Here is a 14,782-nt window from a genome sequence, read left to right as displayed (position 1 = left end):
GCTTAGCTACCAGTTAACAATTTTCAGAGGGCCTTATGGCAACGTACTATAGCAACGATTTTCGTGCTGGTCTTAAAATCATGTTGGACGGCGAACCTTATGCGGTTGAAGCCAGCGAATTCGTTAAACCAGGTAAAGGCCAGGCATTTGCGCGCGTTAAGCTGCGTCGCCTGCTGACCGGTACTCGCGTAGAGAAAACCTTCAAGTCTACCGACTCCGCTGAAGGCGCAGACGTAGCCGACATGAACCTGACCTTCCTGTATAGCGACGGTGAGTTCTGGCACTTTATGAATAACACCACTTTCGAACAGCTGGCTGCAGACGAGAAAGCGGTAGGCGATAACGCTAAATGGCTGCTGGACCAGGCTGAATGCATCGTGACCCTGTGGAACGGTCAGCCGATCTCCGTGACTCCGCCAAACTTCGTTGAGCTGGAAGTCGTTGAAACTGACCCAGGTCTGAAAGGCGATACCGCTGGTACTGGCGGCAAACCGGCTACTCTGTCTACTGGCGCAGTCGTTAAAGTTCCGCTGTTCGTACAGATCGGTGAAGTGATCAAAGTGGATACTCGCTCCGGCGAATACGTTTCTCGCGTAAAATAAGATATCTATTTGATCTTATGGCGCAGGTTGCTGCGCCATACTTTTTCCAGGGCAGGAATGATGAAACGTCTTCTCAGTCTTGTAATGCTCATCCTTTTCACCAGCACTCTCCTGGCGGGTTGTAATACCGCGCGCGGCTTCGGTGAAGACATCAAACATCTTGGCAATTCAATCTCTCACGCCGCCAGCTAACACTCTCTCATAGTCTTAAAAACGGTTGTTTATCCATCACACTTCCGGATCTTGTCTATTATTAATGAGCTATACACAAACAATATTGGCTAGAAAAGGAAGACGTTATGGTTAAAAAGACAATTGCTGCGATCTTTTCTGTGTTGGTTCTTTCTTCAGTGTTGACTGCGTGCAATACCACGAAAGGTGTTGGGCAGGATATCTCTGAGGGCGGTAGCGCAATCTCTGGTGCAGCGACAAAAGCTCAACAATAATCATGAACGGTACGACGTCACGTCGTACCGTTAATTCCCCTTCCCGGGGAGTGAGAGAAACGGCGAGAAGCGGTTCCCCATGTGCAGTTTCATGCGGATATTCCGTTTATAGGTGTAGACCGTCTTGCCATGAATGCTGAGTGCGGCGGCTATCGCATTGTTACTCACACCATCCATCCACATCGACAATACTTTCTCCTCCTGCGGCGTAAGCAGCGGAGTCGCGTTTTCGGCTATTTCTAATGTGGGGCGAAGCTGTAGTGCCTCCTGAATCGTGTGTGAGAGCGCGTTCAACGTGGTGTGCTTGGTTAAGACCGAATGGGCGACGGATTGAGAGGAAGCAATTGAGGTGTGCTGCCTTTCAACTGATTGCAGTAAAATCAGCGGGATGACGCCGCAGCTCATGAAAAAGGGCTTAATTGGCGGACTGGTATGCGTCTCGCTAATAAAACTGTATAAATCCGCGATCACCAGATGCGGCTTCCACTGCAAAATATGCTCTTTTGCTAACAGGAGATTATTGATCCCTGACACAAGAAATGAGGAGCTGAACCTGCCAGAATGATTAAGCAAGGCCTCAATCCCTGTGCGGGTAAAGTGGCACCGGTCAATCACTAAAATTTTAAGCATAACCTTTTCGCATTCAGAAGAGAGGCAATCGACTTTCCGGATTCAGAAAGCCCTTCATCATAGAGAACTCCGATGAGTGCCAAATGCGGGAACTACGCCGCTAATTATGCTTAATTCTTGCTTTTAGCGGGCAGCGAATAAAAAGGTTGAAATTCATTTTCTCTCGGGCAAAAATGCCATTTCACACATCAGCTTTGCAGGACGACCTGCAAACGCTTCTTTCACCGGGGACGGCCCCATTGTTCTGGAGCCTGATATGTCCTGGATCGTACTATTAATTGCAGGTCTGCTCGAAGTTGTCTGGGCGATTGGCCTGAAATATACCCACGGTTTTACGCGTTTGACGCCAAGCATTATCACTATTGTGGCAATGATCGTCAGTATCGCCATGCTCTCCTGGGCAATGCGTACGTTGCCTGTAGGAACCGCCTATGCCGTATGGACCGGTATCGGCGCAGTCGGGGCGGCCATTACAGGGATTCTGCTGCTGGGTGAATCTGCCAGCCCGGCGCGGTTACTGAGCCTCGGGCTGATTGTGGCCGGTATTATTGGCCTCAAGCTGAGCACCCACTAAGCGCCAGGCTGTTTTACCCAAATCAGCTTATTCACCTCAAACCCTTCCCGGGTCGCGATGGCCAGCATTTGCTGTTTCATTTCATCTGAAATAGTAGGGGTCCGTGAAAGGATCCACAGGTAGTCGCGATCCGGCCCGCAAACCAGCGCGTGACGATATTCTCTGTCGAGGGCAATCACGTTATACCCGCCATAGAAGGGGCCAAAAAACGAGACCTTGAGCGCAGCGCGGTTTGGGTCGCCAGTGAAGTAGGCTTTCCCCTCCGTTTTCTGCCACATTCCTCTGTCCGGGTTATAGCCCTTGTTAATAACATTGATACCGCCGTCGTCGCGCAGGCTGTAGGTAGCAGTCACTTTTTCCAGTCCGCGCTCGAATCGATGGTCGAAACGCGCAATTTCATACCAGGCGCCCAGATAGCGTGTGGCATCAAAGTTATTTACTACGGTAACACCTTTCGGGGGTGTTGGGGTGCTGCAAGCGACAACCAGAAATGCAGCCGTAACTGCAGCAACGACGGGCAGAATGCGCATGGGATTTTCCTTGCTGGATTTTTGTTAAGTGTAGATGACAGCAGGAAAAAAAGAGAAAGAAAGGAAGCCCAATATCCAGGGCCTCCTTGTCCGTTACTGCAGTTTTTCAAGAATGCGCCAGGCGGCCTCGACGCGAACAGGGTTTGGGTAGCTCTTGTTTGCCAGCATCACGATGCCAAGGTTTTTTTCTGGAACGAACGCAACGTAGCTGCCGAATCCGCCAGTGGAGCCCGTTTTATGCACCCATGAGGCTTTCACGGCAGGCGCGGGCGGGTTTACCTCAACGGCAGGAAGCGCTGCCAGTGCCACTTTGCTGTCGCTACCACTAATTATCGAGTCGGCCTTCACCGGCCAGTTCAGCATCTCCCAGCCCAGGCCCTGGTACATATCGCCAATACGCCAGTAACGTGACTGCGCAAGCTCGATGCCCTGCTGGAGCGTTTTCTCCTGAACCTGGCTGGCGTCCATGTTGGCCTGAACCCAACGGGTCATATCGATAACGCTCGATTTCACCCCGTATGCTTCGGCATCAAGTTGGCCAGGGGATACATGCACTGGCTTTCCTTCGCGATAACCCCAGGCATAATCTTTTTGTTCGCTCTGCGGAACCGTAATCCAGGTATGCGCCAGTTTTAAGGGGTGCAGGACGCGTTTGGACATCGCCTCTTCGTAGCTCATGCCTGAGGGTTTCACTGCCAGGGCGCCAAACAGACCAATGCTGGAGTTAGCATAAAGACGTTTAGCGCCTGGGGCCCATTGCGGCTGCCAGTTTTGATAAAAGCGTAGTAACGCGGCTTTATCCGTAACGTCGTCCGGAACCTGAAGCGGCAGGCCGCCTGCCGTGTAGGTGGCTAAGTGCAGCAGGCTGATACCCTGCCACTGCTTACCAGTCAGTTCAGGCCAGTAATGCGTGACCGGATCGCTGAGCTTAATTTCGCCGCGGGCGATAGCATCGCCGCCCAGCACGCCGTTGAACGTTTTACTGACCGATCCGAGTTCAAACAGCGTTTGTTGAGTGACTGGACGGTTATTGGCGATATCGGCTTTACCCCAGGTAAAGTAATAAGGTTTCCCCTGATAGATAATCGCAACGGCCATACCCGGAATAGCCTGCTCCTGCATCAGCGGTGTGATGGTGCGGTTAACGATATCGGCAATTTGTTGTTCTGTTTTTGCGGCGGCAAACGTGGAGAACGAAGCTGTCAGCAGCAGCGCGCAGCATATCGATTTTTTCATCATGAAATCAGTTCCGTAATTAAAAGCGAAAGGGTGTCCGGGCCCGTCAGACGTAATCAGTGTGTTTGATTTGCACCGTGTTGACAAACGGTTAAATTTAGCAGCAGATATAAGTTTTTCTAACAGGCCAGATAATGACGCGTAGCTATATCCCCCTTAACTCGCTGCGGGCTTTTGAAGCAGCGGCCAGACATCTCAGCTTTACCCGCGCTGCGATTGAGCTCAACGTGACGCATTCTGCAATAAGCCAGCATGTGAAAGCGCTGGAGCAACAGCTGAATTGTCAGCTTTTTGTGCGTGGTTCTCGAGGGTTAATGTTGACGACTGAAGGGGAAAGTCTGTTACCTGTACTTAATGACTCTTTCGATCGTATGGCGGGGATGCTGGATCGTTTTGCCACTAAACAGACTCAGGAAAAACTAAAAATTGGCGTGGTGGGGACCTTTGCGGTCGGCTGTCTTTTCCCTCTGTTGAGCGACTTTAAGCGCCACTATCCGCATATTGATTTGCATATTTCCACCCACAATAACCGTGTAGATCCCGCCGCCGAAGGGCTGGATTATACTATTCGCTACGGAGGAGGAGCCTGGCACGATACCGATGCGCAATATTTGTGTAGCGCGCTGATGTCTCCGCTGTGTTCACCGACATTGGCCTCGCAGATTAAAGCACCTGTGGACATCCTGAAATTTCCGTTATTACGATCGTATCGGCGTGATGAATGGACGCTTTGGATGCAGGCCGCCGGAGAAGCGCCTCCGTCACCGACGCACAACGTGGTGGTGTTTGACTCGTCCGTCTCAATGCTGGAAGCCGCGCAGGCGGGGATTGGTGTGGCAATTGCACCGGTAAGAATGTTCACGCATTTGCTCAGTAGTGAACGTATCGTGCAGCCTTTTTTAACGCAGATTGATCTGGGGAGTTACTGGATAACGCGTTTACAATCTCGTCCGGAGACGTCCGCGATGCGTGAGTTTTCCCGCTGGTTGACCGGGATGCTGCACTAATAAAAAGGCCCGCCATTGGCGGGCCTGATAATTAACGCATGCGATTAGATGGTCAGGATCCCAATAGCCGTTACAACGGTCAGGATAGCTGCCAGTCCGTAGAATACCCATTTGCCCGCAGGCACGTGGATTTTCAGGTCATGCATCGCGTGGTGCATACGGTGTAAACCGCACCACAGCGGCAGAACGATCATCAGGAACAGAAACGCACGTCCGATGAAGCTCTGAGCGAATGCCAGTATGCGTTCATAGCTGAAAGCATCAGGAACAAAGCCCAGCGGCAGCATAATGCCGACCAGCAGGATCATCACCGGCGCAATGATTGCGCTCCACATACCGCCTGCACCAAACAGGCCCCAGAATACGGGTTCGTCAGAGCGTTTTGGATTTGGATTAATCATTCCGGACTCCTTACCAGAACAGGGCAACAAACAGTATTACTACTGTCGCAACCACAGTAACTGCCCAGAGACCTTTGATGATCGGCTCTGGCCCCATTTTTTCGTCTTTTACGATGATGTTGGCAGCTTTTGGCGCCAGTTCAAACCAGGTTTTGGTATGCAGCAGCGCTGCTGCCAGGGCGATAATATTCAGGATCACCACCACCGGGTTTTGCAAAAAGGCGACAAAGCCCATCCAGGACTCTGCACCATGCTTGAGTGCAAACAGGCCGATAATCAGTTCAATGCTGAACCAGACTGCCGGAACCGCCGTGCCTTCGCGCAGCATGTAAAAACGATAAAATGGCAGCTTTTTCCACCAGGTGGACGTCATTGGTCGCACATAGGGTTTGCGTTTAGTCGTCATCGTGCACTCCTTAGCGTGGTTTCAGGGTAGCGATAAGAAAGTCTTTTGAACTTTCAACTTTACCCTGCTGAATGGCCGCAGCCGGATCGACGTGTTTCGGGCAGACTTCGGAGCAGTAGCCCACAAAAGTACAGGACCAGACGCCGTTCGGGCTGTTCAACTGAGCCATACGCTCCTTCTTACCGTGGTCGCGGCTATCTTCGTTGTAACGATGCGCCAGCGTAATCGCAGCCGGTCCAATGAACTCTGGGTTCAGGCCGAACTGCGGGCACGCGGCGTAGCACAGACCACAGTTGATGCAACCGGAGAACTGATGATACTTCGCCATCTGCGCCGGAGTCTGGGTGTTTGGACCCTGATCCGGTGTACGCGGGTTACCGATGATGTACGGTTTGATCGCTTCCAGGCTTTCGATAAAGTGCGTCATGTCGACGACCAGATCGCGCTCAATCGGGAAGTTGCCCAGCGCTTCAACCTTCATGCCGCTGGTGTAATCACGCAGGAAGGTTTTGCACGCCAGTTTAGGTACATTGTTGACCATCATGCCGCAGGAGCCGCAGATCGCCATACGGCAGGACCAGCGGTAGCTCAGGTCCGGTGCCAGGTTATCCTTGATGTAGCCCAGCGCATCCAGCAGTGACGTGGTTTCATCATAAGGAACTTCGTAGAAAGCACTGTGCGGCGCGGTATCGGTTTCAGGGTTATAGCGCACCACCTCAACTTTCAAGTTTTTCATCTCAGCCATTCGCCTTCTCCTTCTTATCGGCTGCTTCCGCTTCGCCACCGTAAACACGTTTAGCCGGTGGCAGAGTGGTGATTTTCACGTCGCTGTATTCCAGGCGAGTCGTGCCGTCAGCATCGCGGAAGGCGAGGGTGTGTTTGAGGAAGTTCACATCGTCACGCTCGGTGCAGCCTTCATCCAGACGCTGGTGCGCGCCGCGGGATTCTTTACGCGCCAGAGCAGAGTGCGCCATACATTCAGCAACGTTCAGACCGTGACCCAGTTCGATGGTGTACAGCAGGTCGGTGTTGAAGACGCTGGAGGTATCAGTGATACGTACGCGCTTGAAGCGTTCCTGCAGCTCCGCCAGTTTATCAACGGTTTTCTGCATGAGTTCCGGTGTACGGTAGATACCGCAACCTTCTTCCATGGACAGGCCCATTTCGTCACGGATCTTAGACCAGTTTTCGTTACCTTCCTGGTTAACCAGATCTTTCAGACGTTTTTCAACGCCAGCAACCTGCGCATCGAGCGCGGCACTGTTTGCAGCGCCAGCCGTTGCAGCACGTTCTGCAGCCTGTTCACCGGCCATACGACCGAAGACCACCAGTTCCGCCAGGGAGTTAGAACCCAGACGGTTAGCGCCATGCAGACCAACAGAGGAACATTCGCCCACAGCGAACAGACCTTTAATGCGGGTTTCACAGTGCTGATCGGTTTCGATACCGCCCATGGTGTAGTGCGCGGTAGGACGTACCGGGATCGGCTCTTTAACCGGATCGACACCCACGTAGGCTTTCGCCAGTTCGCAGATGAACGGTAAACGTTCGAGCAGTTTTTTCTCGCCGAGGTGACGCAGGTCGAGGTGAACCACATCGCCACGCGGGGTGGAAATGGTGTTGCCTTTACGCCATTCGTGCCAGAAAGCTTGAGAAACTTTGTCGCGCGGACCGAGTTCCATGTATTTGTTTTTCGGCTCGCCCAGCGGGGTTTCCGGACCCATGCCGTAGTCTTGCAGATAACGGTAGCCGTTTTTGTTGACCAGGATACCGCCTTCACCACGGCAGCCTTCGGTCATCAGGATGCCAGAGCCTGGCAGACCCGTCGGGTGATACTGAACGAATTCCATATCACGCAGCGGAACGCCGTGGCTCAGCGCCATGCCCATACCGTCGCCAGTTACGATGCCGCCGTTGGTGTTGTAACGGTAAACACGACCTGCGCCGCCCGTTGCCATCACAACAGCATTAGCACGGATCTGCATCAGCGTGCCTTCCATCATGTTCATGGCAACCAGGCCGCGAGCATGGCCATCATCAACCAGGATATCCAGAACGAAGTGTTCGTCAAAGCGCTGAATCTGCGGGAACTGCAAAGATGTTTGGAACAGCGTATGCAACATGTGGAAGCCGGTTTTATCCGCGGCAAACCAGGTACGCTCGATTTTCATACCGCCGAAGCGACGTACGTTGACGCTACCGTCTTCACGGCGGCTCCATGGGCAGCCCCATTGTTCCAGTTGCGTCATTTCAGTTGGGCAGTGGTGGACAAAGTAATCCACGACATCCTGCTCACACAGCCAGTCTCCGCCTGCTACCGTATCGTGAAAATGGTAGTCAAAGCTGTCATGATCCTGCGCGACAGCAGCAGAGCCGCCTTCGGCAGCAACGGTATGGCTGCGCATTGGGTACACTTTTGAGATCAGTGCGATTTTAGCGTTGGGATTTGCTTGTGCGGCAGCAATTGCAGCACGTAATCCCGCGCCACCGGCGCCTATAATGGCAAGATCGGCTTGAAAGGTTTGCACGACATTCCTCCAGATTGTTGTTATTTCATTCCTGCCTGAAATCAGATGCTTCATCGGCTTCAAACAGGTTATGAACGCGTTTCCACTGCTCCTTTATAGGTACAATAGTATAGTCTCAGGGATGTGCGGGAAATTTGACGTGTTCGATTTTTTTAGCGTGTCAAAGGGGGGAATTATCATTGAATTTGATTAATTTAATTACTAAACCACCCCATGTCGCTTTTTTTATCCAATTGCCAGTGTGGATTATTGGCGCGCGAAATTTGTCTCGTTAACGCGATACGAGTAGACTTCGTGCCCTTGTCTTAAATCGGAGAAACAACCATGAGCGAAACGGCAACCTGGCAGCCGAGCGCGTCCATCCCCAATCTGTTAAAACGTGCAGCAATTATAGCGGAGATTCGCCGCTTTTTTGCCGATCGTGGCGTGCTTGAGGTTGAGACCCCTTGTATGAGTCAGGCAACGGTAACGGACATCCATCTGTTCCCGTTCGAAACGCGTTTCGTCGGCCCTGGACACTCCCAGGGAATGAATCTCTATTTAATGACCAGCCCGGAATACCATATGAAGCGCCTGCTGGTGGCAGGATGCGGCCCGGTGTATCAACTGTGCCGCAGCTTCCGTAATGAAGAGATGGGGCGTCATCATAACCCTGAATTCACCATGCTCGAGTGGTATCGTCCGCACTACGATATGTATCGCCTGATGAATGAAGTGGATGATTTGCTCCAGCAGGTGCTGGACTGCTCACCTGCGGAAAGTCTCTCTTACCAGCAAGCCTTCCAGCGCCATCTGGAGATAGACCCGCTGTCTGCGGATAAAACCCAACTGCGGGAAGTGGCGGCGAAATTGGATCTCAGCAATATTGCCGATACCGAAGAAGACCGGGACACCTTACTGCAGTTGCTGTTTACGATGGGCGTTGAGCCGCATATTGGCAAAGACAAACCGACGTTTGTGTATCATTTCCCGGCCAGCCAGGCATCACTGGCGCAAATCAGTACCGAAGATCACCGCGTGGCTGAACGTTTCGAGGTTTACTACAAAGGTATTGAGCTGGCGAATGGTTTCCATGAATTGACCGACGCGCGCGAACAGCAGCAGCGGTTTGAACAGGATAACCGCAAACGTGCCGCGCGTGGCTTGCCGCAGCAGCCGATCGACACCAACCTGCTTGAAGCGTTAAAAGTGGGTATGCCGGATTGCTCTGGTGTGGCGCTGGGCGTTGACCGTCTGGTGATGCTGGCGTTGGGCGCAGAGAGCCTGGCCGAGGTTATCGCATTTACCGTCGATCGCGCGTAACGCACTCCCCTTCAATACAAAGTGGCGGTGAAATAGCCACTTTGTAGCATATTTTTTCATTTACCCTCTAATAGCCACAATTTACTCCTGGATATTTGATATCGTTCAGGTATCAATTCTGTGTTGATTTTTCTATCGCTGAACTCTGAAAAGAGGGCAGTGCCAACCGGTGAGTGGCGTTTGTTAAACGCTTGCCAGAGTAAGGGATGGTTTAATGACCCAAACAATAAAAAAGATGAGCTTAATAGGTCTCATCCTCATGATATTTACGTCTGTTTTCGGTTTTGCGAATAGCCCCTCCGCATTCTATCTAATGGGGTATAGCGCGATTCCGTGGTATATATTTTCTGCATTATTATTCTTTATCCCATTTGCTTTAATGATGGCGGAAATGGGGGCTGCCTATCGGAAAGAAGAGGGCGGAATCTATTCGTGGATGAATAATAGCGTTGGGCCACGCTATGCGTTTATCGGCACGTTTATGTGGTTTTCTTCCTATGTGATATGGATGGTAAGTACCGCAGCGAAAGTCTGGGTACCTTTTTCAACCTTCTTATTTGGCGCAGACATGACGCAGCACTGGCGTTTTGCGGGGCTTGAGCCTACGCAGGTCGTCGGGTTGCTCGCCGTCGGTTGGATGATTCTGGTAACCTGCGTGGCCTCCCGGGGTATTAATAAGATTGCTCGTATTACGGCTGTAGGCGGAATTGCCGTAATGTGTCTTAATTTAGTTCTGTTGTTAGTGAGTGTCGCTATTTTGTTATTAACTGGTGGTCACTTTGCGCAGGATATTAATTTCATCTCCTCACCTAATCCGGGATATCAGTCCGGTCTGGCCATGTTGTCATTTGTTGTGTTTGCCATTTTTGCATACGGCGGAATAGAAGCCGTGGGTGGATTAGTTGATAAAACAGAAAAGCCAGAAAAGAACTTTGCGAAAGGCATTGTCTTTGCCGCGATTGTCATTTCTGTCGGTTATTCACTGGCCATATTTTTATGGGGCGTTAGCACCAACTGGCAGCAAGTATTAAGCAATAGCTCGGTCAACCTCGGCAATATAACGTATATCCTAATGAAAAGCCTCGGGATGACGTTAGGTAACGCGCTGCATCTTTCTCCTGAAACCGCGATGACGACGGGGGTGTGGTTCGCGCGTATCACCGGGCTTTCTATGTTTCTCGCTTATACCGGCGCTTTTTTCACGCTCAGCTATTCGCCACTAAAAGCGATTATTCAGGGAACGCCGAAGGCGCTGTGGCCAGCGCCGATGACCAAACTGAATGCCGTGGGGATGCCGACGACGGCAATGTGGTTGCAGTGCCTGCTGGTGAGCCTGTTTATCCTGCTGGTTTCGTTTGGCGGCGATACGGCTTCAGCGTTCTATAACAAACTGACGCTGATGGCGAACGTCTCGATGACGCTACCGTATCTGTTCCTCGCGCTGGCGTTTCCGTTCTTTAAAGCCCGTACGGGCCTGGAAAGACCGTTTGTTGTCTTTAAAACCCGAGCGGCGACGTTACTGGCCACATCGGTGGTTGTGCTGGTGGTGACGTTTGCCAATGTGTTCACCATCATCCAGCCGGTGATTGAAGCTGGGGACTGGAACAGCGCATTGTGGATGACCGGAGGCCCGATCTTCTTCTCGCTGTTGGCAATGGCGATTTATCAGAACTACAGCCGTCGCACGGCCAACGAGCCTGAGTGGGCGGTGGAGTAAACTTCCTGCTGAATCCGGCCTACAAAAATGATTCTTCGTAGGCCGGATTCGGCGAAGCTGCCATCCGGCATCATTTTTGTTTACAAACTCCCCGCCGGGCGACTGCTTCTGCCCGCAGAACTTAAGGTTCTTCCCGTTTGCTTACCGCCGAGGCTCTCCAGACGCATCTGGAACGGTGGGAACGGCATATCGATACCGTGCTCGCGGAAGCCTGCCAGAATCAGCTGGTGGATTTCGTGGCGCAGCGGCATACGATGCCCCATCTCAGCGGCATAAATACGCAGTTCGAAGATTTGAATCCCTTGCTGCAGGTCAACCAGGAAGACTTCTGGCGCCGGGTTATCGATAACCAGTGAGCAGCGTTGTGCGGCAGTAAGCAGGATCTGCGTAACCTCCTCGCTGTTAGCCTCCGACGGTGCCGGGATGGTTAATACCACACGGGTGACCGAATCCGATAACGACCAGTTGATAAACTGCTCGGTGATAAAGGCTTTGTTGGGCACGATGATCTCTTTGCGGTCCCAGTCGCTGATGGTCGTGGCGCGGGTATTAATTTTCGTCACGCTACCGGTAAGATCGCGAATCGTCACCGTGTCGCCAATGCGGATTGGTTTTTCAAAGAGGATAATCAGGCCGGAAATAAAGTTGGCGAAGATCTCCTGCAAACCAAAGCCCAGACCGACACCGAGAGCCGCTACCAGCCATTGCAGTTTGGACCACTCAATACCGATCATTGAGAAGCCAACCAGACCGCCAATCAGCATCAGCAGGTACTTGGTGATGGTGGTGATGGCGTAACCGGTGCCGGGGGTTAAATCGAGATGTTGCAGCAGCGCCAGCTCCAGCAGCGCGGGCAGGTTGCGCACTAACTGGGTAGTGATGATAAACACCAGGATTGCGATAAGCACTGCACCCAGCGTTATCGGCTCTAAACTTTCCACACCCTGCACCGTGGAGGTGACATCCCATAACGAGATATTTTCCAGGAAGCCGAAAGCGGAATGAATTTCTGACCACAGCACAATGACCGAGAGCAGGGCGATAAGCATCAGGATAGAGCGCACCAGGCGCAGTGATTGCGCGCTGATAGCATCCAGATCCACTTCGCTTTCATCAACATCAATCGTGCCTTCAAGGCTGGTGGAATGCGCTGGTTCTTCTTCACCCCGTGCGCGCTGCGCCAGCATTTCGGCACGTCGATGCTTGGCGCGGTCAAACGCCAGCCGGCGGCGCTGGATCAGCATCCAGCGGCGGATAACGTGATACACCACCAGTAACAAGAACCAGATAGCTACGGACGTTTCCAGACGCGCCAGTAAAGCTTGCGACGTGGCGAGATAGCCCACTGCCGCAGCGAGAATGGCAATCAGCGGTGCGCCCATCAGCATATTCCACAGCATGCTGTTGACCATGTTATCGCTGTTGCCTTCTTTATCGAGGTACAGCGGTATCCCGGCGCGTTTCAGGCTCAGGGTCACGACCGCCAGCGCACCGCAAATCAGAATAAAGCACAGACGCCCCAGTGAGGCGGAGAATTCCCGGTCATTGAGATTATCAAACATAATCACCGCCATGATCAGCGGCACAATCAGCCCGATACTCATCAGGTAATAGTGCATGGCTTTCGCGACGCGGTTACGCGGCCAGCCAAAGTGGGCAATGAACAGACCGTTTGGGCGCGCAAAGGTGGCGCAAATCATTACTGCCCACAGCATGGGCACCGTGGCGGTAACGCCATCGCCGATAGCGACAGCTAATGGATAAGGCCAGGCTTCCTGCAATCCGTAACCGAGCGTTGCCCACAGCACCGGCAACGGAGAAGCGACGAGTATCGACCAGAACACCGTGCGTATCGTCAGCCAGAAGTGGTCCTGGGTGACTTTCCCGACCCGCGCAGATGAACGCTCCAGAAAACGGGTGAAGTGTTTGCGCGAAGAGAGGCTAAAGCCAACCAGCACCAATGCCGCGAAAAGCGGCAGCAGCGTTTCTTTGCTGGTCAGCATCATGATGCTGGCTTTGCCCAACTGATTAAACGTATCTAATGAGATCAGACGCCGCAGATCCTGGACGATGTCGACAGGCCAGGAGAGGGAGATGGGGCTAACGTCCGAGGTCCAGAACAGATAGCGGTGCGTTGCTTCGTTGACCTCTTTTAGCGCATCTTCCAGTTGGCTGTTAGAGACTTTGAGCTTGGTCAGCTCAAGGATCAGCGTATCGCCGCCCTGTAACAAAGAGTTCAGCAGCTCACGCTGGGTGCGTAACTGGGCGTTGAGAATGCTGCTCTGTTCAGCGGTCAGCGGTTGTCCATCGGCCTGATGAATCTGACGCAACTGCGGCTGTTTGTTGAGGAGATCCTCATAGCGCATACGGTGCACGCGAAGCTGCGCCATTTCGGTATCCAACTGCTGAGGCTTGGGCATTTCCGGTAAACGGGATACCTGCGCGCGCAGCGCTTCTCCCAGCATATTTGAGACCCCAAGCCACTGAGACTGCTCTCGCAGCGTATTCAATGCCTGGCGCACCTGTAGCGTTTGGCTGGCGGCTTGACGCTGTTGCGAGGCGACCAGGTCCATACGTTGCGCCTGCTGGTTTAATGCCTGAGACAGTTCGCGGTTAACCTTGAACTGGTCGACAATACCTTCCGGCAGTCCCGCGCTGTTTTCCGCCAACAGTTCGGTGCTTTCCAGCGCTCGCTCTGCCTCACGCTGACGTTGACTGTTGAGCTGGTTGCGCAAAGCCTGCAGGTAAGTATCGAGCTGCTGGCTCTGTTTTTCCGCCAGCTCTGAGCGCATACGCGCCAGCTCCTGGCGGTTATTAGCGGAAAGCTGCGCCAGCTCCAGTTCATCGACCAGGGCTTTGAGTTTGGCGGATTCAGCCTGCATCGCCTGATTCTGCGCGGGATTAGAGTTGGCGGTACCAATACGTCGCTCAAGCTCATTTAGCTGGCGGCGGGCATCGGTTTGCTGTTGAGGAAGCTGGCTTAACGAGTCGGCGATTTCCCGGGCGCGATCCTGCTCCTGCTGGGCCTGACGACTCTTTTCCAACAGTTGGCTGCTGACCTGGAGGATCTCCTGGTTTAACGCATCGGTGGTGAGTCCGGTTGGCACATTGCGCGGTTCATCGCGCAGGTTGCTAAGCTGCGCGCGTAATGTTGCGGACAGCTTGGGGAAGTTATCAATAACCTGCTGATATTGCTGGGCACGCTCGAGAGAACCTTTACGCTCCTCGAGGGCATTCAGCGCGGACTGGAGCGCCTCGACAGTTTCTGGCTGAGCAGGTTTCGCCGCTTTTGCCTGCTCCAGTTCCTGGGTGAGTTGTTTGGCATCGGGGGCCGTCGCAGCGTACGCCCCCAGGCTGAGGCACCAGGCCATCAGAAAAGTGATAATCAGGCGCACAGCAGCGA

Annotated in this window: 15 protein-coding genes; 7 read left to right on the top strand and 8 right to left on the bottom strand. The window is 52.9% G+C overall.

Annotated elements, in window-relative coordinates; genetic code table 11:
* The first annotated feature begins 35 nt into the window (after positions 1 to 35).
* The 3 genes from efp (at position 36) to ecnB (ending at position 1,048) form a co-directional block, all read left to right on the top strand.
* Positions 36 to 602, top strand: a complete 567-nt coding sequence (gene efp / locus HV243_RS22395; protein WP_003025478.1) for an elongation factor P — start codon at positions 36 to 38, stop codon at positions 600 to 602.
* A 57-nt stretch (positions 603 to 659) separates the two neighbouring features.
* Positions 660 to 794 (top strand): lipoprotein antitoxin entericidin A, encoded by a 135-nt coding sequence (gene ecnA, locus HV243_RS22390; RefSeq protein WP_016151394.1) that lies wholly within the window; start codon positions 660 to 662, stop codon positions 792 to 794.
* Between the two features lie 107 nt (positions 795 to 901).
* Positions 902 to 1,048, top strand: coding sequence for a lipoprotein toxin entericidin B (gene ecnB / locus HV243_RS22385; RefSeq protein ID WP_016151395.1), 147 nt, complete (start codon positions 902 to 904; stop codon positions 1,046 to 1,048).
* 30 nt (positions 1,049 to 1,078) lie between these two features.
* Here the strand turns inward: ecnB and HV243_RS22380 are convergent, their stop codons facing one another.
* Positions 1,079 to 1,678: a LuxR C-terminal-related transcriptional regulator gene (locus tag HV243_RS22380; protein ID WP_053390043.1), complete on the bottom strand. Its 600-nt coding sequence runs from the start codon at positions 1,676 to 1,678 to the stop codon at positions 1,079 to 1,081.
* Between the two features lie 256 nt (positions 1,679 to 1,934).
* On the opposite strand from HV243_RS22380, the gene sugE reads away from it, so the two are divergent.
* Positions 1,935 to 2,252, top strand: coding sequence for a quaternary ammonium compound efflux SMR transporter SugE (sugE, locus tag HV243_RS22375; protein WP_016151397.1), 318 nt, complete (start codon positions 1,935 to 1,937; stop codon positions 2,250 to 2,252).
* On the opposite strand, the gene HV243_RS22370 is transcribed toward sugE, so the two are convergent.
* Together HV243_RS22370 and HV243_RS22365 are read right to left on the bottom strand one after the other, a co-directional pair.
* Entirely contained in the window at positions 2,249 to 2,782 is a 534-nt protein-coding gene (locus HV243_RS22370) for a lipocalin family protein (protein WP_131351699.1), read from the bottom strand. The two genes, sugE and HV243_RS22370, sit on opposite strands and share 4 nt — an antisense overlap.
* A 93-nt stretch (positions 2,783 to 2,875) precedes the next feature.
* The gene (locus HV243_RS22365; RefSeq protein ID WP_053390271.1) at positions 2,876 to 4,021 is read right to left on the bottom strand and encodes a class C beta-lactamase CMY-137; all 1,146 of its coding nucleotides are present in this window, start codon (positions 4,019 to 4,021) and stop codon (positions 2,876 to 2,878) included.
* Positions 4,022 to 4,152: 131 nt separating this feature from the next.
* Between HV243_RS22365 and ampR the strand changes: the two genes are divergently transcribed.
* Positions 4,153 to 5,025, top strand: a complete 873-nt coding sequence (gene ampR, locus HV243_RS22360; RefSeq protein ID WP_053390096.1) for a LysR family transcriptional regulator AmpR — start codon at positions 4,153 to 4,155, stop codon at positions 5,023 to 5,025.
* Positions 5,026 to 5,069: 44 nt separating this feature from the next.
* Here ampR and frdD read toward each other — a convergent pair whose 3' ends face one another.
* Genes frdD through frdA form a run of 4 tightly spaced genes read right to left on the bottom strand, consistent with a single transcriptional unit; the run spans position 5,070 to position 8,360 of the window.
* Positions 5,070 to 5,426 (bottom strand): fumarate reductase subunit FrdD, encoded by a 357-nt coding sequence (gene frdD, locus HV243_RS22355; RefSeq protein WP_032937775.1) that lies wholly within the window; start codon positions 5,424 to 5,426, stop codon positions 5,070 to 5,072.
* Positions 5,427 to 5,436: 10 nt separating this feature from the next.
* Positions 5,437 to 5,832, bottom strand: a complete 396-nt coding sequence (gene frdC, locus HV243_RS22350; protein WP_016151401.1) for a fumarate reductase subunit FrdC — start codon at positions 5,830 to 5,832, stop codon at positions 5,437 to 5,439.
* A 10-nt stretch (positions 5,833 to 5,842) separates the two neighbouring features.
* Complete coding sequence (gene frdB, locus HV243_RS22345) at positions 5,843 to 6,577, bottom strand: fumarate reductase iron-sulfur protein (RefSeq protein WP_016155500.1); 735 nt, start codon at positions 6,575 to 6,577, stop codon at positions 5,843 to 5,845.
* Entirely contained in the window at positions 6,570 to 8,360 is a 1,791-nt protein-coding gene (gene frdA / locus HV243_RS22340) for a fumarate reductase (quinol) flavoprotein subunit (protein WP_016151402.1), read from the bottom strand. Before frdA ends, frdB begins: the two co-directional genes overlap by 8 nt.
* Before the next feature lie 324 nt (positions 8,361 to 8,684).
* On the opposite strand from frdA, the gene epmA reads away from it, so the two are divergent.
* Both epmA and yjeM read left to right on the top strand, forming a co-directional pair.
* Entirely contained in the window at positions 8,685 to 9,662 is a 978-nt protein-coding gene (gene epmA, locus HV243_RS22335; protein WP_003830517.1) for an elongation factor P--(R)-beta-lysine ligase, read from the top strand.
* Between the two features lie 214 nt (positions 9,663 to 9,876).
* Positions 9,877 to 11,379: a glutamate/gamma-aminobutyrate family transporter YjeM gene (gene yjeM / locus HV243_RS22330; RefSeq protein ID WP_046275844.1), complete on the top strand. Its 1,503-nt coding sequence runs from the start codon at positions 9,877 to 9,879 to the stop codon at positions 11,377 to 11,379.
* 80 nt (positions 11,380 to 11,459) lie between these two features.
* Here the strand turns inward: yjeM and mscM are convergent, their stop codons facing one another.
* A complete protein-coding gene (gene mscM, locus HV243_RS22325; protein ID WP_016151404.1) occupies positions 11,460 to 14,774 on the bottom strand; it encodes a miniconductance mechanosensitive channel MscM in 3,315 nt (1,104 codons plus the stop codon).
* Positions 14,775 to 14,782: the final 8 nt, after the last annotated feature.

The sequence above is a fragment of the Citrobacter sp. RHBSTW-00599 genome (assembly GCF_013784065.1).
GTDB lineage: Bacteria > Pseudomonadota > Gammaproteobacteria > Enterobacterales > Enterobacteriaceae > Citrobacter > Citrobacter braakii.
The sequence above is the reverse complement of the archived record's forward strand: the minus strand, read 5'-3'. Positions and strand labels throughout refer to the sequence as shown.

Coding starts and splice junctions, on each gene's coding strand:
- HV243_RS22370 (WP_131351699.1), bottom strand. CDS start 2,782: ATGCGCATTCTGCCCGTCGTTGCTGCAGTTACGGCTGCATTTCTGGTT.
- frdD (WP_032937775.1), bottom strand. CDS start 5,426: ATGATTAATCCAAATCCAAAACGCTCTGACGAACCCGTATTCTGGGGC.
- sugE (WP_016151397.1), top strand. CDS start 1,935: ATGTCCTGGATCGTACTATTAATTGCAGGTCTGCTCGAAGTTGTCTGG.
- frdB (WP_016155500.1), bottom strand. CDS start 6,577: ATGGCTGAGATGAAAAACTTGAAAGTTGAGGTGGTGCGCTATAACCCT.
- frdC (WP_016151401.1), bottom strand. CDS start 5,832: ATGACGACTAAACGCAAACCCTATGTGCGACCAATGACGTCCACCTGG.
- ampR (WP_053390096.1), top strand. CDS start 4,153: ATGACGCGTAGCTATATCCCCCTTAACTCGCTGCGGGCTTTTGAAGCA.
- ecnA (WP_016151394.1), top strand. CDS start 660: ATGATGAAACGTCTTCTCAGTCTTGTAATGCTCATCCTTTTCACCAGC.
- efp (WP_003025478.1), top strand. CDS start 36: ATGGCAACGTACTATAGCAACGATTTTCGTGCTGGTCTTAAAATCATG.
- HV243_RS22365 (WP_053390271.1), bottom strand. CDS start 4,021: ATGATGAAAAAATCGATATGCTGCGCGCTGCTGCTGACAGCTTCGTTC.
- ecnB (WP_016151395.1), top strand. CDS start 902: ATGGTTAAAAAGACAATTGCTGCGATCTTTTCTGTGTTGGTTCTTTCT.
- HV243_RS22380 (WP_053390043.1), bottom strand. CDS start 1,678: ATGCTTAAAATTTTAGTGATTGACCGGTGCCACTTTACCCGCACAGGG.
- yjeM (WP_046275844.1), top strand. CDS start 9,877: ATGACCCAAACAATAAAAAAGATGAGCTTAATAGGTCTCATCCTCATG.
- epmA (WP_003830517.1), top strand. CDS start 8,685: ATGAGCGAAACGGCAACCTGGCAGCCGAGCGCGTCCATCCCCAATCTG.